A 17,851-nucleotide genomic window follows, 5' to 3' on the forward strand; every position below is an offset into this window, starting at 1 on the left:
GGTGTCACGGAGGCGCGGTAGGATCAGTGTCCGCGCCGTCCCGTGACGGCCACACCGGAGACCCGTGATGAAATCACGTCGCCAAGTCGCTCGGGATATTTCCTACGCCCATTCTGCTGAAACGCGGGGTGGGCGCATGGTCATCAAACTGATGGAGAACACGACCGGTCGGCTGCGCCTGATCCGGCGCGCGGATGGTTACGAGCGAGAGGTCGCCAATGGCCGCGATTTCTGGTCGGTCATGGTCGAACGCTACGGGCTGAGCCTGAATGTGGTGGGCGGGGCGCTGTCCAACATCCCCAAGGACGGCCCGCTGATCCTGATCGCCAACCATCCCTACGGCATTCTGGATGGATTGATGATGGGGCATGTGCTGTCCCAGATCCGTGGAGATTTCCGGATTCTGGCCAATCATGTGTTCCACAAGGCCGAGGACCTGAACCGCATTATCCTGCCGATATCCTTCGATCAGACCAAAGAGGCGATGCGGCTGAACCTGCAGACTCGCAAAACCGCCTTGGATTATCTGGGGCAGGGTGGAGCAATCGGAATTTTTCCCGGTGGCACGGTCAGTACGGCGGCCCGGCCGTTCGCGCACCCGATGGACCCGGGCTGGCGCGGTTTCACCGCGCGGATGGTGGCCAAATCAAACGCCAACGTGGTGCCTTTGTTCTTCGATGGGCACACCTCGCGGCTGTTTCAGATTGCCAGCCATCTGCATGTGACGCTGCGCATGGGTTTGCTGATCAAAGAGTTTAGAAAGCGCGTCGATACCCCGGTTGATGTGGTCGTGGGGCAGCCCATCGGCCGCGACGTTCTGGACCCATTGGCCGGCGATACGCGCAAGATGATGGATTTCTTGCGCAAAGCCACGTATGAGCTGTCTCCGAAGCCGCTGAAGTCGTATGACTATGGCTATGAATTCGAGGAACGGCATCGCGCCTGAAGGGGCAAATGGCAGTAGGCATCTTTGATTCCGGATTGGGCGGGCTGACCGTCCTGAACGCCGCGCAGACACGTCTGCCGGAGGTGGATTTCCTATATTACGCAGACAGCGCGCACGCGCCTTATGGCGTGCGCGACGCCGAGGATATCTACAACCTGACCCGAAACGCGGTGCAGGACCTGTGGTCGCGCGGCTGCGATCTGGTGATTCTGGCCTGCAACACGGCAAGCGCCGCGGCGCTGCGGCGGATGCAGGAAGAGGGCGTGCCCCAGGGCAAGCGCGTTCTGGGTGTGTTCGTCCCGCTGATCGAGGCGCTGACCGAGCGCCAGTGGGGCGACAACAGCCCCCCGCGCGAAGTGGCGGTCAAGCACGTGGCCCTGTTCGCCACGCCGGCGACCGTGGCCAGCCGTGCGTTCCAGCGTGAACTTGCGTTCCGCGCCATCGGCGTGGATGTCGAGGCGCAGGCCTGTGGTGGCGTGGTCGATGCCATCGAAGAAGGCGACATGATCCTGGCCGAGGCCCTGGTGCGGAGCCATGTGGACGCGCTGAAGCGAAAGATGCCCCATCCGCAGGCTGCGATTCTGGGCTGTACGCACTACCCGCTGATGGCCGAGGCCTTTCAGGCGGCCTTGGGGCCGGACGTGCAGGTGTTCAGCCAGGGTGACCTGGTTGCCGAAAGCCTTGCCGACTATCTGAAGCGGCACCCCGGCATGCTGGGCACCGGTGAGGCCGGGTTCCTGACCACGGGCGATCCCAAGAAGGTCAGCGACCGGGCAACGCAGTTTCTGCGACGACAAATCACCTTTCAGGCCGCCTGACTTCGGTCAATGACCGGGGCGGCGCGCGGATTTATTCGGGGGAACCGTCCATGCGATGGTTGCCAGTCGTGACACATTAAGGAACGAGGTCTGACATGACCCACAAAATCGCAATCCTGGGCGCTTCGGGCTATACCGGTGCCGAACTGGTGCGGCTGATCGCCGAACACCCGAACATGGAAATCACCGCTCTGGCGGCCGAGCGCAAGGCCGGGCAGACCATGGCCGAGGTGTTTCCGCATCTGCGCCATCTGGACCTGCCGCGCCTGTGCAAGATCTCGGAAATAGACTTTGGCCAGATCGACCTGTGCTTTTGCGCGCTGCCGCACAAGACCAGCCAGGAAGTGATCCGCGAGTTGCCCTCTGACCTGAAAGTCGTTGATTTGTCGGCGGATTTCCGGCTGAGCGATCCGGCGGAATACGAGAAATGGTATGGCAACCCGCATGTCGCGTTGGAACAGCAGGCCGAGGCTGTCTACGGCCTGACAGAGTTCTACCGCGACGAGATCCGCACCGCCCGGTTGGTTGCAGGCACCGGGTGCAACGCGGCGACGGGGCAATATGTGCTGCGGCCGCTGATCTCGGCCGGGGTGATCGATTTGGATGACATCATTCTTGATATGAAATGCGCTGTCTCAGGGGCAGGGCGGGCGTTGAAAGAGAACCTTCTGCACGCCGAGCTGAGCGAAGGCACCAACGCCTATGCCGTCGGCGGGACCCACAGGCATCTGGGCGAGTTCGATCAGGAGTTCTCGAAGCTGGCCGGCCGTGCGGTTCACATCCAGTTTACGCCGCACCTGATCCCCGCGAACCGGGGCATTCTGGCGACCTCGTATGTAAAGGGCGACCCGCAGAGCGTATATGAAACGCTGTGTGCGACTTATGCGGACGAGCCCTTCATCCACATGCTGCCTTTTGGCGAGACGCCTTCGACCCACCATGTGCGCGGGTCGAACTACTGCCATATCGGCGTCGTTGCTGACAGGATCGAACGCCGTGCCATCGTGATCGCGGCGCTGGATAACCTGACAAAAGGTAGCAGTGGGCAGGCCTTGCAGAACGCAAACCTGATGTTAGGTGAACCTGAAACGACGGGGCTGATGATGGCCCCACTGTTCCCATGAGGGCGAGATGAAGACGCTGAAGAAACGTCGTCGTGTACAGATCATTCTGTTGGCTTTCGTCGCCTTGGCCCTGGCGACGGGCCTGATCGGTTATGCAATGCGAGACGGGATCAACTATTTCCGCTCGCCCAGCCAGGTGATCGCCGAACCGCCGGCGCCGAACGAGGTGTTCCGCATCGGCGGGCTGGTCGAAGAAGGGTCAATCGTGCGCGGGCAGGGCGAGACGGTGCGCTTTGTCGTGACCGATGGCGGTGAAAGCGTTCCGGTGTCGTTCACCGGAGTGCTGCCTGACCTGTTTTCCGAGGGCCAGGGCATGGTCGGCACCGGCAGCTATGTCGACGGCGTTTTCCAGGCTACCGAAATCCTCGCGAAACACGACGAGACTTACATGCCCAAAGAGGTCATGGACGCCCTGAAAGAGCAGGGTGTATACAAGGAGGCCGGCGAGAGCTGATCCTGGCACTGCCGCACGGTGGTTGATCGAGGCGGGCGTTGCGCGGTAGGGCCGGGCAACGCCCGCTGTCGCTTCAAGGCATTAAATCTTTTGGCCGAGTTTTGGCTGCACGAGAACACAGAGGTGCAGCATGCAGACGGTTCGGCAGATCGCGTGGGAGATCGTGGCCCGCGAAGGTGGGTTCGTCGATGACCCGGATGACCCGGGCGGGGCCACGAAATACGGCGTCACCATCCACACGATGCGCCGCCTTGGGGTCGACCTGACGGATGATGGCGTGGTTGACCGGCGCGACGTGATGGCGCTGAGCCGGGAACATGCGGTCGAGATATTCATCGCGCATTATTTCCGGAAACCCCGGCTTGGGCTTGCCCCCGAGGCGCTGCAGCCGTCGCTGTTCGACATGTATGTCAACGCTGGGGCCCAGTCCGTACGCATTCTGCAGCGCCTGCTGGTGCAGATGGGGTTCGCGGTGATCGTTGACGGGGTGATGGGGCTACAGACCGCCGCGGCTTGCGCGCAGGCCGCCGTACCCGATCCGATGGCGCTGCGCGATGCCTACGGGGTGGCGCGGCGGAACTATTATTTCCGGCTGGCCGACCGGCGACCGGCCTCGCGCAAATATGTGCGTAGCCGGACCGGCGGCAAGGGCGGATGGATCCGTCGGGCCGAGGCGTTTCTGTCTCCGTCCTACCATCTGAGTGAATCGGAGTTTCACGAAAGGGTCGCAGTATGGGGTTGATTGCGGGAATTTTCGATCTGCTGTTCGGGGGCGGACGCAACGTGGTGCGCGAAACAGCCGAAGTTTTCCGAGAAAATGCCGAGGCCGGCGCCGTGCGCGACGTCGAGATGCGCGGGCAGGCCATGAGCCAGTTCGGCGCCGAATTTGCGGTGCCGCGCAAAGGCGGATTCGACCGGTTCATGGACGGGCTGAACCGGCTTCCACGCCCGGCGCTGGCCTTGGGCACGCTGGGGCTGTTCGTTGCGGCGATGGTCGATCCGTTGTGGTTTGCGGCGCGGATGCAGGGCATCGCGCTGGTGCCCGAGCCGCTGTGGTGGCTACTGGGCGTGATCGTGTCCTTCTATTTCGGGGCGCGGCATCAGGCCAAGGTGCAGGATCTGCAACGCGACATCTCGGTCACGATGATGCGCGCGCCGCAGGTGATGGCCAACCTGCAGACGCTGCGCCAGATGCGGGCGGACAGCCCCGGCGCAGCCGACCCGGGCACGGATGCGGAACTGACGGCCCAACTGACCGCCCCGGACCCCAACCCGGCGCTGGACGACTGGCGGCGTCTGCGGGCCTGAGGCGCGACACTATGTGCGCGTAAGGGCGGCGAAAGTGATTGGCGCTCGGCACGGGGCGAGGGTATACCGGGCGCATGATTACCGAGCTTGGACATTTCGCCCTTATACTCGCCTTTCTGGTGGCCATTGCGCAAAGTGTCGTGCCGTTGATCGGCGCGGCAAAGCGGTGGCCTTCGTGGATGTTTTTCGCCGAACCGGCCGCGGTGTCGCAATTTCTGCTGACCGGGTTCGCCTTCGGCGCGTTGGTCTGGGCCTTCGCGACGTCGGACTTTTCATTGCGGATCGTGGTCGAGAACAGCCATTCGGCCAAACCGATGCTGTACAAACTCAGCGGCACTTGGGGCAACCATGAGGGCTCGATGCTGTTGTGGGTGCTGATCGTTGCGATCTTTGGCGCCATGGCGGCCTTTTTCGGCGGCGGCCTGCCGCCTACGCTGAAGGCGCGGGTGTTGGCGGTGCAGGGGGCCATCGGCGTGGCATTCTATGCCTTCATCCTGTTCACTTCGAACCCGTTCGACCGGCTGCCCGTGGCCCCGTTTGACGGGCGCGACCTGAACCCGCTGCTGCAGGATCCGGGGTTGGCCTTCCATCCGCCATTCCTGTACTTGGGCTATGTGGGGCTAAGCATGGCGTTCAGCTTTGCGGTCGCGGCCCTGATCGAGGGGCGCATCGACGCCGCGTGGGGCCGTTGGGTGCGGCCGTGGACGCTGGCGGCGTGGATCTTCCTGACCATTGGCATCGCGCTGGGGTCCTGGTGGGCCTATTACGAGTTGGGTTGGGGGGGGTTCTGGTTCTGGGACCCGGTCGAGAATGCCTCGTTCATGCCCTGGCTGCTGGCCGCCGCGCTGCTGCATTCGGCTATCGTGGTCGAAAAGCGCGAGGCGCTGAAAAGCTGGACCATCCTGCTGGCCATCATCGCCTTTGGTTTCTCGCTTATCGGAACCTTCATAGTGCGCTCGGGCCTTCTGACGTCGGTCCATGCCTTCGCCAATGACCCCGAGCGCGGGGTGTTCATCCTCTTGATCCTTGTGGTCTTCGTCGGCGGCGCGCTGACCTTGTTCGCCGCGCGGGCGCAGGCGATGGAGGCCAAAGGGGTTTTCGGCATGGTCAGCCGCGAAAGCGCGCTGGTGCTGAACAACATCCTGCTGGCCGTCAGCAGCTTTGTCGTGTTCGTTGGCACCATGTGGCCGATGCTGGCCGAGATGATGTTCGACCGGAAACTGTCGGTGGGGCCGCCGTTCTTTGACGCCGCGTTCACGCCGTTCATGGTGGTATTGGGGATCGTGCTGCCCCTGGGCGCTATGCTGCCGTGGAAGCGGGGCAAGCTGGGCCGGGTTGCGTGGCAGTTGCGCTATGCCTTCGTTCTGGCTGTGTCGCTGGCGATCCTCGTCTGGGTGGTACAGACGGGGCGCAGCGCGCTGGGGCCTGTGGGGCTGTTCCTGGGCGCCTGGATCACCTTTGGCGCCATCGTCGACCTGTGGAGCCGAACGGGCCGCAAGGGCAGCGTGGCGCGCCTGATGCGTCTGCCGGGGGCAGATTGGGGTAAGGCTGTGGCCCACACCGGGCTGGGCATCACGATGTTCGCCATCGCCGGCCTGACCGCTTGGGAGGTCGAAGACATCCGCGTCGCCCGTGTGGGCGAGACATTCGAGGTCGGAGGGTTTGCCTTCACCCTGCAGGGGGTGCGCGAGGTCGAGGGCCCGAACTATTTTTCGACCATGGCGGATGTCCTCGTGGAAAAAGATGGCCGAACCGTCGCAACCCTGAACCCCGAAAAACGCACTTATCCGGTGGCGGCGATGCCCACCACTGAAGCGGCGATCGACTACCGCTTTCTGCGTGACGTCTATGTTGTGATCGGCGACCAGCAGGATGACGGCGGCTGGGTCATTCGGACGTATATCAAGCCTCTGGCAAATTGGATCTGGGGGGGCTGCATCCTGATGGCCTTGGGTGGGCTGCTCAGCCTGTCCGACCGCCGGTTCCGCGTGGCGGCGGGGGCGCGCAAAAACATGCCCGCAGGAGTTGCAGCGGAATGAAACGCCTGATCCTTGTTCTGATGTTGCTGGCCACGCCCGTGCTGGCGGTGCAGCCGGACGAAGTGCTGGACGATCCGGTTCTGGAACAGCGCGCGCGTGAGATCAGCGCCGGGCTGCGATGTCTGGTCTGCCGCAACGAAAGCATCGACGAAAGCAACGCCGAACTGGCGCGCGACCTGCGCCTGCTGGTTCGGGAACGGTTGGTGGCCGGCGATACGGACGAAGAGGCGGTTGACTTCATCGTTGACCGCTATGGCGAATATGTTCTGCTCAAGCCCAAGACCACGGGTGTGAACCTGCTGCTGTGGCTGGCCGGGCCGATCATGTTTCTGATCGCGGCAATCATGGGCTGGAGTTTCCTGCGCGGCCGCGCCCGCAGCGCCGCAACGGCCGAAACCGACGCTCTGAGCGAGGAAGAGCAGGAGCGGCTGCGCCGTATTCTGGAAGACTGACGCGTGGTTTGACTTTCCCTTGCCGGGCAATTGCGTCAGGGTTCGGGAAAATCTGTGCCAGGTGAGGACTTCATGGAATACGAAACGGTGCTTTTGAACATCACGGACGGTCTGGCGGTGCTGACGCTGAACCGGCCCGACAAGATGAACGCGCTGACAACCCAGATGCGGGCCGAGATCACCCACGCGATGAAACAGGCCGCCCATGACGCGCGGGCCGTGGTCGTGACCGGGGCGGGGCAGGCCTTTTGTTCCGGCCAGGATCTGGGCGATGCCTCGAGCACCGGCAAGATCGACCTGGAAGGCACGCTGCGGGACGAATACGAGCCGATGCTGAAGGCAATCTGGGATTGCCCGGTCCCGACGATCGCCGCCGTCAACGGTCCGGCTGCCGGGGCCGGGGCCAACCTGGCGCTGTGTGCCGATGTGACGATCGCGACCGAAAGCGCTTATTTTCTGCAGGCATTCGCCAAGATCGGCCTGTTGCCCGATGCCGGCGGTACCTGGTTCATGCCGCGCCAGATGGGGATGGCCAAAGCGATGGGGGCGGCACTGTTCGCTGACAAGATCAGCGCCCGTCAGGCCGATGACTGGGGCCTGATCTACGAAGCCGTGGCAGATGACGCATTCGAGGCCCATTGGCGCAAGCGCGCCGAGTATCTGGCCAAGGGTCCGACCGCAGGTTTCGGCGCGATCAAGAAGGCGATCCGCGGCACGTGGGAAAATTCGCTGGAACAGCAGCTGCAGGTCGAGGCCCATCTGCAGGGCGAATGCGGGCGCACACGGGACTTTGCCGAAGGCGTGGTGGCTTTTTTGGAAAAACGCGTCCCCCGGTTCGAGGGACGCTGACCTTCAGGCCCGGCGGCGCCGGCGTGTGCGCCGTTCGGGCGTAGCCTCGTCGCCGGTTCCGTCACTGGCGGACGAGAACGGTCCCAGCGCATCGGTGATCTGGTCCAGTGTCGGACGCGCGCCGCCTGGCGTGGTGTCCAGCGCCTTGCGCATTTCGCGCAGGTGTTCGGGCATGGTCCCGCAGCAGCCGCCAATGATGGTAGCCCCGGCGTCGCGCGCCATGGCGGCGTAACGGCCCATCAGCTCGGGCGTGCCGTCATAGTGGATGTGGCCATCGACATATTTCGGAATGCCCGCATTGCCCTTGGAGATCAGGGGGCGTTCGGTTCCCTGAGCAACAAAACCCAAAACTGTGCGTAGAATGTCTGAAGCGCCGGTTCCGCAGTTTGCGCCAAAGGCGATCGGCGGGTTGGGCAAGGTTTCGACCAGCTGCGCCAGATCGGCCGAGGTGACGCCCATCATGGTGCGCCCGGCGGTGTCAAAGCTCATGGTGCCACACCAAGGCATGTCGGCCAGGGCAAAGGCCTCGGCCGCGGCGCGGAATTCCTCGGGGGCGCTGATGGTCTCCAGCCACAGCACGTCGACGCCGCCGGCTTTCAACGCCTCGGCCTGTTCATGGAACATCTCAACCGCCTCGGCATGGGTCAGGCTGCCCACTGGTTCCAGGATTTCGCCGGTCGGGCCGACCGATCCTGCAACCACGACCGGACGCCCGGCGGAATCCGCCACCTCGCGCGCCAGTTCGGCGCCGATGCGGTTCAGCTCGGCCACGCGGGTATGCGCATCATGCAATTTCAGACGTGCAGCGGTTCCGCCGAATGTATTGGTTAGGAACAGGTCACTGCCCGCATCCACCGACCCCTGATACAAGGCGCGGATCTTGTCGGGCTGGTCGGTGTTCCACAGCTCGGGCGCGTCACCCGATTGCAGCCCCATGTTGAACAGGTTCGTTCCGGTGGCGCCGTCAGCAAGAATGGCGTCCTTCGTTTCCAGCAGTCTGGTCAGCGCATTGGTCATTGGAGATGTCCGGAGTTGTGGCCCCGAGGGCCAAAAATTTAGACGCCCCGTGTCGCATGACCGGGACGTCAAATCAAATTCATAATACTCATGAAGATCATGAGGTGGACGGCGTGCCTCAGTTGGCTTCGCTCATCACCTGAGCTTTTGCCACTGGCAGCAGTTCCGCCATCTTGGCGCGGATTTCCTCGGGGCTGGACAGATCGCCCAGATCGGCGGCGACTTTGCGCACCACGTCTTCGTGGCCGGCTTCTTCGAAATCGGCGATTACCACGGATTTTGCGTACTCGGCGGCCTCATCGCCACTTTTGCCCAGTTTTTCAGCAGCCCACAGGCCCAGCAACTTGTTGCAACGGGCTTGCGCCTTGAACTGCATTTCTTCGTCATGGGCGAATTTTGCTTCAAAGGCGTTTTCGCGGTCGTCGAACGTAGTCATCGGTGTCGGGCCTCTTCGGGTAGTGTTGCGTTTGATGATGATATGACCATACGCGCGGTCGGGTGCAAGGTATTTGCGCTGCATCAAAGCCTCTCGGATGCATGAACTTGCGGGAAAGGGGGGCTTGCACTATGAGAGCGCCAGAGCGCAGGGACTCATTCCCTCGCCCCACGCTGGAAAGGTCGCACATGGCGCGTCGCAAGAAGATTTACGAAGGCAAGGCCAAAATCCTGTATGAAGGCCCCGAACCGGGCACGATCGTGCAGTATTTCAAGGATGATGCCACCGCGTTCAACGCCGAAAAGAAGGACGTGATCGACGGCAAAGGGGTCCTGAACAACCGCCTGAGCGAATTCTTCATGTCCGGCCTGAACCAGATCGGCGTGCCGACCCACTTTATCCGCCGCCTGAACATGCGCGAACAACTGGTGCGCAGCTGCGAGATCATCCCGCTGGAGGTGATCGTCCGCAACTATGCCGCCGGGTCGTTGTCGAAAAGGCTGGGTATTGCCGAGGGCACGCAGCTGCCGCGTCCGATCGTCGAGTATTGCTACAAGGACGATTCGCTGGGTGATCCGCTGGTGACCGAGGAACACATCGCCGCCTTTGGCTGGGCCAGCCAGCAGGACATGGACGACATTCTCAGCCTGGCGCTGCGGGTGAACGACTTTCTCAGCGGTGTGATGCTGGCCGTGGGTATCCGACTGGTCGACTTCAAGATCGAGATCGGTCGTGTCTACGAGGGTGACTTCCAGCGCCTGATCGTCGCGGATGAGATCAGCCCCGACAGCTGCCGCCTGTGGGACATCGAGACAGGGCAAAAGCTGGACAAGGACGTGTTCCGCCGCGATCTGGGCAGCCTGACCGACGCCTATTCAGAAGTTGCGCGGCGGCTGGGCGTTCTGCCCAAAAGCAACGTGACAAAACCCACGCTGATCAACTGACGCCGAGGCCCAACCAGGGGCAGCGGCAACAAGGATTTGGAAATGGCGAGGCCACACGGTTTCGCAAGTGAACCAGAGGACGACCTGAGATGAAGGCACGAGTGCACGTTATGCTGAAGAACGGGGTTCTGGACCCGCAGGGCGAGGCCGTGCGCCATGCCCTGGGCGCCCTGGGGTTCGACAAGGTCGAAGGCGTGCGTCAGGGCAAGGTGATCGACCTTGAACTGGCCGAGGGCGCAACCGAGGCCGACGTGGCCGAGATGTGCGAAAAGCTGTTGGCCAACACGGTCATCGAACGTTACGAGATCGAACTGGTCTGAGTTTTCCAGCCGTTTCCCCAAGGAGGGTTTGCCATGCGCGCTGCCGTTGTCGTGTTTCCCGGGTCCAACTGTGACCGGGATCTTGCCGTTGCCTTCGAACAGGTCGGGTTTCAGGTCGACATGGTCTGGCACAAGGATGCCCAACTGCCGCAGGGCGTGGACATCGTGGGCGTTCCGGGCGGTTTTTCCTATGGCGACTACCTGCGCTGCGGCGCGATCGCCGCGCAATCGCCGATCTGCAAGGCCGTGGTCGAACATACCGAACGCGGCGGCTATGCCGTCGGCATCTGCAACGGGTTCCAGATTCTGACCGAGACCGGCATTCTGCCAGGCGCGCTGCTGCGAAATGCCGGGTTGAAATACATCTGCCGCACCGTGGAGTTGAAGGTCGAGACCGCCGACAGCGCCTTTACCCAGGGCTATGACGCCGGCGACGTGATCCGCATTCCGATCGCGCATCACGACGGAAACTATTTTGCCGATGACGACACCATCAGCCGCCTGCGAGACGAGGACCGAATCGCGTTCACCTATGTCGACAACCCGAACGGCTCGCGCGGTGATATTGCCGGTATCCTGTCGCACAACCGGCGCGTGCTGGGTATGATGCCCCATCCCGAGCGTGCGGCGGATCCTGCGCATGGCGGCACCGACGGGGTGGCGCTCTTCCGCGCATTGTCGGGGGTGCTGACGCCTGCGTGACTTGAGGTCAGGTGCATCGGCGCGTAGCTTCGGCTCATGACATCTGACGCGCAAAAAGGCTGGAAATCGATCTTCGGCAACGTCGCCCCGCTGGGGTGGCGGTTGCGGCTGGCGGTATTCGGCCTGTTGCTGGCCGCGGCCGCGACCGTGTGGGTCACCAACAGCCTGCTGACCGACCGGTTCACCGAATCCACCCGCAATCGGGCTGAGCTGCGGCTGACGCTGTATTCCGGCAACCTGCTGAGCGAGCTGCGCCGCAACGCCATCGTGCCGCAGTTGCTGGCGCGGGATCCGACGTTGATCTCGGCCTTGCAGTCGGGCGATTTCTCGTTGTCGACGCAACGCCTGCTGTCCTTCGTCGAGGAAATCGGCGCGGCGTCGCTGATGCTGTTGGACCGCGACGGCCGGGCGGTCGCCGCGACCGACCGCAACCGGTTGGGCGAAGGGCACCGCAGCGCGGCCTATTTTGTGGAGGCGATCCGGTCCAATTCAACGATTTTCTCGGTCATCCCGCGTGAGGCCGGGGGCTATCACTTCGTTTATTCGCGGCGGCTTGAAGCCGGCGCCGAGATTCTGGGCGTGATCGTCGTCGAGGTGGACCTGCAGAAATTCGAAAGCGCGTGGGCCGGGATTTCGGATGCCGTGATGGTGACCGACAGCACTGGCACGATCATCTTGTCGACCGAACCTCAGTGGCGTGGGTTGAACGAGCAGGAGGCGCTGTTGCGGCAGCACCCGCAGGGGGCCATCGAGCGCGCCATACGGGCCACCGCCGACTGGACGGCACTGCCGCCCGACGCCTACCTGCAGGGCGAAGCGGTCATGCGAATGGAGACGCGGATTCCGTTCCGCGGCTGGAAGATGACCTCGTTCACGACCTATTCCTCGATCCGCGAAAAAGTGAACAGCGTTCTGGCGCTCGAGATCATGGGCTTTGCGATTCTGCTGGCGCTGGCCTTCTATGCGCTTAGCCGCAGGGCGACTTTTCGCATGGCGCTGTTCCAGCGCGAGTCGGCGGAGCTTCGCGCATTGAATGCCCGCCTGCAGCGCGAAATCGCCGAGCGGGAACGGGTTGAAAAGACGCTGGAAGTGGCGGAACAGACGCTGGCGCAAAGCTCGAAGCTGGCCGCTTTGGGCGAGATGTCGGCGGCGGTGAGTCACGAGCTGAACCAGCCGCTGGCGGCGATGAAGACCTATTTGGCGGGCGCACGGCTGCTGCTGCGCCGCAACCGCCCAGAAGAGGCGTTGGCCAGCTTTGGCCGCATCGACGGTCTGATCGAGCGGATGGGCGCGATCACGCGGCAGCTCAAGTCTTACGCTCGCAAAGGGGCGGATGCGTTTTCGCCCGTGAATCTTGGCGAGGCGCTGGCTTCGTCGCTGTCGATGATGGAGCCGCAACTGCGTCAGCGCCACGTCAAGATCAGCCAGATCCTGCCTGAAGAGCCGGTGATCGTGATGGGCGATCGGATGCGGCTGGAGCAGGTCATGGTGAACCTCTTGCGCAATGCGCTGGACGCCACCAAATCCGTGGTGGAGCCCGAGGTGGAGATCATACTGGCCGCGGGCGAAACCGCCGTGCTGGCGGTACGCGACAACGGCCATGGGATCGAGAATATCGAGAACCTGTTCGAACCCTTCTACACCACGAAACGCGCCGGTGACGGGGTCGGCTTGGGGCTTGCCATCTCGTCGGGTATCGTGAACGACCATGGCGGACGGCTGACCGCGCGCAACGGCCAGAACGGCGGCGCGGTGTTCGAGATGCAACTGCCCATCTTGGGGCAAGACGGCCTGGAGGCCGCAGAATGACGAGGATCTAGCTATGGCACAGGCCATGAAGATTGCCATCGTGGATGACGAACAGGACATGCGCCAGTCGATCAGCCAGTGGTTAGCGCTGTCCGGGTACGACACCGAGACCTTCGCCAGCGCCGAAGATGCGTTGAAGGTTCTGGGGCCGGATTATCCGGGGATCGTGATCTCGGACATCAAGATGCCCGGCATGGATGGCATTCAGCTGTTGAAAAAGCTGATGGGCGCCGACAGCACCTTGCCGGTGATCATGATTACCGGGCACGGGGATGTGCCGATGGCCGTCGAGGCGATGCGGGTGGGGGCGTTCGACTTTCTGGAAAAGCCGTTCAACCCCGATCGGATGTCGGAACTGGCCAAACGCGCCAGTAACGCGCGACGGCTGACTCTGGACAACCGGGCGCTGCGGCGCGAGCTGTCGGGCGGCACCCAGATCATGAACAAGCTGATCGGCGCCAGCCCGGTGATGGAGCGCCTGCGCGAGGATATTCTGGACCTGGGCCAGGCCGACGGGCATGTGCTGATCGACGGCGAAACCGGCACCGGCAAGACCCTCGTGGCGCACGCGCTGCATGCAGTGGGAAGCCGGGCGGGCAAGAAATTCGTTCTGGTCTCCTGTGCCGCGCTCGAGGAAGAGGCGCTGGCCAAGCGGCTGTTCGGACCCATGATGCCCGAGGACACGCAACTGCCCGCCATCGAGGAAGCCCGGGGCGGCACTCTGGTGCTGGAGGATATAGAGGCGCTAAGCGACACGCTGCAGGCGCGGTTGCTGAGCGTGATGAACGAGCAGGGAACACCGGCCGAAACCCGGATCGTTGCGATCTCGAACCTGCAGGAAGCGGGCAAGACCAGCGAGGACGTGCTGCGGCCCGATCTGTTCTATCGTCTGGCGGCGCTGCGGATCACCATGCCGCCGCTGCGGCAGCGGGGCGAGGATATCCTGACCCTGTTCACCCGGCTAAGCGAGCAGTTTGCCGAAGAATACGGTTGTGAGGCGCCGCAAGTCAGCGCCCAGGAGGCCGCGCAGCTGTTGCAGGCCCCATGGCCGGGCAACGTGCGCCAGTTGATCAACATCGCCGAACGCGCGGTTCTGCAGTCGCGGCGCGGTTCGGGCACCATCGCGTCGCTGCTGATGTCCGATCATGAAGAGATGCAGCCGGTAATGACCACCGAGGGCAAGCCGCTGAAGGAATACGTTGAGGCGTTCGAACGGATGCTGATCGACAACACCATGCGGCGGCACAAGGGGTCGATCGCCTCGGTGATGGAGGAATTGTGCCTGCCGCGCCGGACGCTGAACGAGAAGATGGCCAAATACGGGCTGCAACGGGCAGATTATTTGTGAGGGAGGGGGCCAGCACCCTCTTGGCCTTTATGGCCAATTCTCCCCCGGGATATTTGCGGCCAAATGAAGATCAGGCGACAATTGAACATGGGCCGTGCAGTTTGCCCATTGTGTTTTCCACAGGACTGCTTTTAATGTGTCAGGACGGACCCGGCCTGAATTGGGGCTGACGTGTCCCGGATCATTGAGTTTCGCTGCTTGGCCGCGGATGGTGACCCATCTCTCCGGGTGAAGCATGCAGATTGTGCCCAGCAATGGGCAGTAGAGCACCTGAGCCCTTTCATCGGGCAAAAGGAATAATGGGCAGGCAGCGGCATGGTCGCGCCTGTCGGAGAAGAACCGCGATGACGCGCGCGCAACGATTGAGTGTAAGAGCAGGGTGGCGAGTTGCCGATCCCTGCCGCGCGCCGTCCGAAATCGCCCAGACAAGACACCACCCCAGATGCGCCTGTCCGCCTGGACAGGTCAGGACAGCGCGTTTGGTGCGGTGCATCAAGGACACATGGCAAAGAAAATGCTTATCGATGCCACCCACGCGGAAGAGACCCGCGTCGTGGTGGTGGACGGAAACAAGGTCGAGGAATTTGATTTTGAGTCCGAGAACAAACGCCAGCTTGCCGGCAATATCTATCTAGCAAAAGTCACGCGCGTCGAGCCTTCGCTGCAGGCAGCCTTCGTGGATTATGGTGGAAATCGCCACGGATTCTTGGCGTTTTCCGAGATCCACCCGGATTACTACCAGATCCCGGTCGCCGACCGCGAAGCGCTGATGGAAGAGGAACGGGCCTATGTCGAGGCGCTGAAGGCGCGTGACGAGGCGGACGAAAGCGGTCCGAAGAAGCGCCGTTCGCGGTCGCGGTCCAAGGCGGCGTCGGCCAAGTCGGATGACCCGGTGGAAACCCTCGAGGTTTCCAGCGAGCCGACCGGCATGGAAACCATCGACCTCTACGTGGATGGGAGCATTGCGGACCTGCCTGTGCCCGAGGGCACCTCGCCGATGGAGACGGTGGCAGAGACGCCCGTTGAGGAGCCGGATGAACCGGCGGTGGATGAACCCGTCGCGGTTGGTGACACAGAAGCCGAGACCGACGCGCCTGCGAGTCAGGTGGAAGCTGACGATGGTGAGAACGGCGCGGATGACGAAGCGCCCGCCAAGCCTGACGCAGCCGCCAAGGACGAGTCGATCGAGTCGGTGGCCGATGACGACGACAGCGAGGATATACGGCCGCCGCGCAAGCCGCGTCCGCGTCGCTACAAGATCCAGGAAGTCATCAAGGTGCGCCAGATCCTGCTGGTGCAGGTCGTCAAGGAAGAGCGCGGCAACAAGGGCGCGGCGCTGACGACATATCTATCGCTGGCGGGCCGCTACTGCGTGCTGATGCCCAACACCGCGCGTGGCGGCGGCATCAGCCGCAAGATCACCAACGCCGCGGATCGCAAGAAGCTGAAGGAGATCGCGTCGGAGATCGACGTGCCCAGCGGCGCGGGCCTGATCATCCGGACCGCGGGTGCCAAACGCACCAAATCCGAGATCAAGCGCGACTATGAGTACCTGCAGCGGTTGTGGGAGCAAATCCGCGAGCTGACACTCAAGTCGATCGCGCCGGCGAAGATCTACGAGGAAGGGGACCTGATAAAGCGGTCGATCCGGGATCTGTACAACCGGGAGATCGACGAGGTTCTGGTCGAGGGCGAGGCCGGGTACCGCATCGCCAAGGACTTCATGAAGATGATCATGCCGTCGCACGCCAAGAACGTGAAACGGTACGAGGACCAGCTGCCGCTGTTCGCGCGTTATCAGGTGGAAAGCTACCTGAGTTCGATGTTCAACCCGACGGTACAGTTGAAGTCGGGCGGCTATATCGTGATCGGCGTGACCGAGGCGCTGGTGGCCATCGACGTGAACTCGGGCCGGGCCACCAAGGAAGGCTCGATCGAGGAAACCGCGCTCAAGACCAACCTCGAGGCCGCCGAGGAAGTGGCACGCCAGCTGCGCCTTCGCGATCTGGCCGGTCTGATCGTCATCGATTTCATCGACATGGACGAGCGCAAGAACAACCTGGCCGTCGAGAAACGCCTGAAGGACAAGTTGAAGACGGACCGTGCGCGCATCCAGGTAGGGCGGATTTCGGGCTTTGGTCTGCTTGAGATGAGCCGACAGCGCCTGCGCCCCGGCATGCTCGAGGCAACCACGCAGCCTTGCCCGTCGTGCCACGGCACCGGGCTGATCCGCTCGGACGACAACATGGCGCTGGCCATCCTGCGCCAGATCGAGGAAGAAGGCACCCGCCGCCGCTCGCGCGAGGTTCTGGTGCGCTGCCCGGTCAGCATCGCCAACTATCTGATGAACCAGAAACGCGAGCACATCGCCCAGATTGAGTCCCGCTATGGCTTGTCGGTCCGGGTCGAGGGCGACGTTCATCTGGTCAGCCCCGATTTCTCGATGGAGAAGTTCAAGACCGCGACCCGGGCGGTGCCCGAGGTCTCGGCGCCGGTGGTTTCGGCCTCGGCGTCGTTGATGGATCTGGTCGACTCCGAGGAGGAGGTCGCGGACGATGCCGACGCTCAGGAGACGTCCGAGGAGGAGGCAAAGCCCAAGCGCAAGCGTCGTCGTCGGCGTCGCAAGAAGAACGGCGGAAATGCCGAGCAGCCCGAGGGCGCCCAGGCGGAGAACAAATCCGACACCGTGACGGAAGATTCTGCGGCGGAAGAGTCGAAGGACGCCGTGACCGCATCTGAGGACGGTACAGGGGACGAGACTGCCGAGACGGAACAAGCAGCCGAGGTGGAGAAGGCCGAGGAGGAAAAATCCGCCAAGCCGAAACGGCGCCGGGCACCGCGGCGGAAGAAGACCGCCGAGGCCGAGGTGGCAGCCACTGAGCCGACCGATGAGAGTGAAGCCGGAGAGAATGCTCCGGCGGCGCAGGAGGCTCTGTCCGAACCGGCTGTAACCGATGAGGGGGCGTCAAACGAGACGCCGACTGCTGAGGTTCAGCACGAGACCGATACCGCAGTAGCGGAGGCACCGAGTGAGCCGGTCGTTTCGGAGGAAAGCCAGGTTGAGGCTGTCGAAACCGTCGCCCTGTCGCCCGCCGAAGCGGATGCATCACCTGCGGACCAAGGCGTTGACGCGACCGAAACACCCGCTGAGCCCGCAGAGGAGGCGCACAGCGGCGCGGTCCTTGAAGTGGCTACGGAACAACCCGCGCCCGCCCCGGCCAAGCCCAAAAAACGCGGGTGGTGGTCGCTGGGAAGCTGAACGAAAAGGCGGGCCAATCGGCCCGC

Annotated in this window: 17 protein-coding genes; 15 read left to right on the forward strand and 2 right to left on the reverse strand. The window is 63.0% G+C overall.

The annotated features are described in order from the left end of the window. The first annotated feature begins 67 nt into the window (after window positions 1-67). The 9 genes from AC2FMD_RS16500 (at window position 68) to AC2FMD_RS16540 (ending at window position 7,990) form a co-directional block, all read left to right on the forward strand. On the forward strand, window positions 68-946 hold the full coding sequence (locus tag AC2FMD_RS16500; RefSeq protein ID WP_496741267.1) for a lysophospholipid acyltransferase family protein: 879 nt from the start codon (window positions 68-70) through the stop codon (window positions 944-946). 8 nt (window positions 947-954) lie between these two features. Further along, the gene (locus AC2FMD_RS16505; protein WP_496711155.1) at window positions 955-1,764 is read left to right on the forward strand and encodes a glutamate racemase; all 810 of its coding nucleotides are present in this window, start codon (window positions 955-957) and stop codon (window positions 1,762-1,764) included. Between the two features lie 95 nt (window positions 1,765-1,859). After that, window positions 1,860-2,888 (forward strand): N-acetyl-gamma-glutamyl-phosphate reductase, encoded by a 1,029-nt coding sequence (gene argC / locus AC2FMD_RS16510; RefSeq protein WP_496795253.1) that lies wholly within the window; start codon window positions 1,860-1,862, stop codon window positions 2,886-2,888. 7 nt (window positions 2,889-2,895) lie between these two features. Continuing rightward, the gene (gene ccmE / locus AC2FMD_RS16515; RefSeq protein WP_496679880.1) at window positions 2,896-3,342 is read left to right on the forward strand and encodes a cytochrome c maturation protein CcmE; all 447 of its coding nucleotides are present in this window, start codon (window positions 2,896-2,898) and stop codon (window positions 3,340-3,342) included. 130 nt (window positions 3,343-3,472) lie between these two features. Continuing rightward, window positions 3,473-4,084, forward strand: coding sequence for a holin-associated N-acetylmuramidase (locus AC2FMD_RS16520; RefSeq protein ID WP_496741263.1), 612 nt, complete (start codon window positions 3,473-3,475; stop codon window positions 4,082-4,084). Further along, window positions 4,075-4,650 carry a holin family protein gene (locus AC2FMD_RS16525; protein WP_496688301.1) on the forward strand — a complete coding sequence of 192 codons (576 nt, stop codon included), beginning with the start codon at window positions 4,075-4,077 and terminating at the stop codon, window positions 4,648-4,650. The genes AC2FMD_RS16520 and AC2FMD_RS16525 overlap by 10 nt, the downstream gene beginning before the upstream one ends. A gap of 74 nt (window positions 4,651-4,724) precedes the next feature. Further along, window positions 4,725-6,689: a heme lyase CcmF/NrfE family subunit gene (locus AC2FMD_RS16530; protein ID WP_496741261.1), complete on the forward strand. Its 1,965-nt coding sequence runs from the start codon at window positions 4,725-4,727 to the stop codon at window positions 6,687-6,689. Further along, the gene (locus AC2FMD_RS16535; RefSeq protein WP_496741259.1) at window positions 6,686-7,141 is read left to right on the forward strand and encodes a cytochrome c-type biogenesis protein; all 456 of its coding nucleotides are present in this window, start codon (window positions 6,686-6,688) and stop codon (window positions 7,139-7,141) included. Before AC2FMD_RS16530 ends, AC2FMD_RS16535 begins: the two co-directional genes overlap by 4 nt. A 72-nt stretch (window positions 7,142-7,213) precedes the next feature. Beyond that, a complete protein-coding gene (locus AC2FMD_RS16540; RefSeq protein ID WP_496679892.1) occupies window positions 7,214-7,990 on the forward strand; it encodes an enoyl-CoA hydratase-related protein in 777 nt (258 codons plus the stop codon). Window positions 7,991-7,993: 3 nt separating this feature from the next. Here AC2FMD_RS16540 and bmt read toward each other — a convergent pair whose 3' ends face one another. Continuing rightward, window positions 7,994-9,007: a betaine--homocysteine S-methyltransferase gene (gene bmt, locus AC2FMD_RS16545; protein WP_496679895.1), complete on the reverse strand. Its 1,014-nt coding sequence runs from the start codon at window positions 9,005-9,007 to the stop codon at window positions 7,994-7,996. A gap of 118 nt (window positions 9,008-9,125) precedes the next feature. Then, the gene (locus tag AC2FMD_RS16550) at window positions 9,126-9,443 is read right to left on the reverse strand and encodes a DUF1476 domain-containing protein (protein WP_496679965.1); all 318 of its coding nucleotides are present in this window, start codon (window positions 9,441-9,443) and stop codon (window positions 9,126-9,128) included. 188 nt (window positions 9,444-9,631) lie between these two features. Between AC2FMD_RS16550 and purC the strand changes: the two genes are divergently transcribed. From purC to AC2FMD_RS16580, 6 genes are all read left to right on the forward strand, one after another. Then, on the forward strand, window positions 9,632-10,387 hold the full coding sequence (purC, locus tag AC2FMD_RS16555; protein WP_496741257.1) for a phosphoribosylaminoimidazolesuccinocarboxamide synthase: 756 nt from the start codon (window positions 9,632-9,634) through the stop codon (window positions 10,385-10,387). An 89-nt stretch (window positions 10,388-10,476) separates the two neighbouring features. Continuing rightward, entirely contained in the window at window positions 10,477-10,707 is a 231-nt protein-coding gene (gene purS / locus AC2FMD_RS16560; protein WP_149775174.1) for a phosphoribosylformylglycinamidine synthase subunit PurS, read from the forward strand. Between the two features lie 33 nt (window positions 10,708-10,740). After that, on the forward strand, window positions 10,741-11,409 hold the full coding sequence (gene purQ / locus AC2FMD_RS16565) for a phosphoribosylformylglycinamidine synthase subunit PurQ (RefSeq protein WP_496688308.1): 669 nt from the start codon (window positions 10,741-10,743) through the stop codon (window positions 11,407-11,409). Window positions 11,410-11,445: 36 nt separating this feature from the next. Continuing rightward, a complete protein-coding gene (locus AC2FMD_RS16570) occupies window positions 11,446-13,218 on the forward strand; it encodes a sensor histidine kinase (RefSeq protein WP_496741255.1) in 1,773 nt (590 codons plus the stop codon). 13 nt (window positions 13,219-13,231) lie between these two features. Then, window positions 13,232-14,566, forward strand: a complete 1,335-nt coding sequence (locus AC2FMD_RS16575; protein ID WP_093961984.1) for a sigma-54-dependent transcriptional regulator — start codon at window positions 13,232-13,234, stop codon at window positions 14,564-14,566. A gap of 502 nt (window positions 14,567-15,068) precedes the next feature. After that, window positions 15,069-17,825: an Rne/Rng family ribonuclease gene (locus tag AC2FMD_RS16580; RefSeq protein WP_496741253.1), complete on the forward strand. Its 2,757-nt coding sequence runs from the start codon at window positions 15,069-15,071 to the stop codon at window positions 17,823-17,825. Window positions 17,826-17,851 lie beyond the last annotated feature (26 nt).

Source organism: Ruegeria sp. BHSC276 (assembly GCF_059612945.1).

What these genes read in the sequence shown, in the direction of transcription:
- ccmE (WP_496679880.1), top strand. Translation starts at nt 2,896, where the DNA reads ATGAAGACGCTGAAGAAACGTCGTCGTGTACAGATCATTCTGTTGGCT.
- AC2FMD_RS16500 (WP_496741267.1), top strand. Translation starts at nt 68, where the DNA reads ATGAAATCACGTCGCCAAGTCGCTCGGGATATTTCCTACGCCCATTCT.
- AC2FMD_RS16550 (WP_496679965.1), bottom strand. Translation starts at nt 9,443, where the DNA reads ATGACTACGTTCGACGACCGCGAAAACGCCTTTGAAGCAAAATTCGCC.
- AC2FMD_RS16580 (WP_496741253.1), top strand. Translation starts at nt 15,069, where the DNA reads ATGGCAAAGAAAATGCTTATCGATGCCACCCACGCGGAAGAGACCCGC.
- AC2FMD_RS16505 (WP_496711155.1), top strand. Translation starts at nt 955, where the DNA reads ATGGCAGTAGGCATCTTTGATTCCGGATTGGGCGGGCTGACCGTCCTG.
- purC (WP_496741257.1), top strand. Translation starts at nt 9,632, where the DNA reads ATGGCGCGTCGCAAGAAGATTTACGAAGGCAAGGCCAAAATCCTGTAT.
- AC2FMD_RS16530 (WP_496741261.1), top strand. Translation starts at nt 4,725, where the DNA reads ATGATTACCGAGCTTGGACATTTCGCCCTTATACTCGCCTTTCTGGTG.
- purQ (WP_496688308.1), top strand. Translation starts at nt 10,741, where the DNA reads ATGCGCGCTGCCGTTGTCGTGTTTCCCGGGTCCAACTGTGACCGGGAT.
- AC2FMD_RS16570 (WP_496741255.1), top strand. Translation starts at nt 11,446, where the DNA reads ATGACATCTGACGCGCAAAAAGGCTGGAAATCGATCTTCGGCAACGTC.
- AC2FMD_RS16520 (WP_496741263.1), top strand. Translation starts at nt 3,473, where the DNA reads ATGCAGACGGTTCGGCAGATCGCGTGGGAGATCGTGGCCCGCGAAGGT.
- AC2FMD_RS16575 (WP_093961984.1), top strand. Translation starts at nt 13,232, where the DNA reads ATGGCACAGGCCATGAAGATTGCCATCGTGGATGACGAACAGGACATG.
- AC2FMD_RS16540 (WP_496679892.1), top strand. Translation starts at nt 7,214, where the DNA reads ATGGAATACGAAACGGTGCTTTTGAACATCACGGACGGTCTGGCGGTG.
- AC2FMD_RS16525 (WP_496688301.1), top strand. Translation starts at nt 4,075, where the DNA reads ATGGGGTTGATTGCGGGAATTTTCGATCTGCTGTTCGGGGGCGGACGC.
- argC (WP_496795253.1), top strand. Translation starts at nt 1,860, where the DNA reads ATGACCCACAAAATCGCAATCCTGGGCGCTTCGGGCTATACCGGTGCC.
- AC2FMD_RS16535 (WP_496741259.1), top strand. Translation starts at nt 6,686, where the DNA reads ATGAAACGCCTGATCCTTGTTCTGATGTTGCTGGCCACGCCCGTGCTG.
- bmt (WP_496679895.1), bottom strand. Translation starts at nt 9,007, where the DNA reads ATGACCAATGCGCTGACCAGACTGCTGGAAACGAAGGACGCCATTCTT.
- purS (WP_149775174.1), top strand. Translation starts at nt 10,477, where the DNA reads ATGAAGGCACGAGTGCACGTTATGCTGAAGAACGGGGTTCTGGACCCG.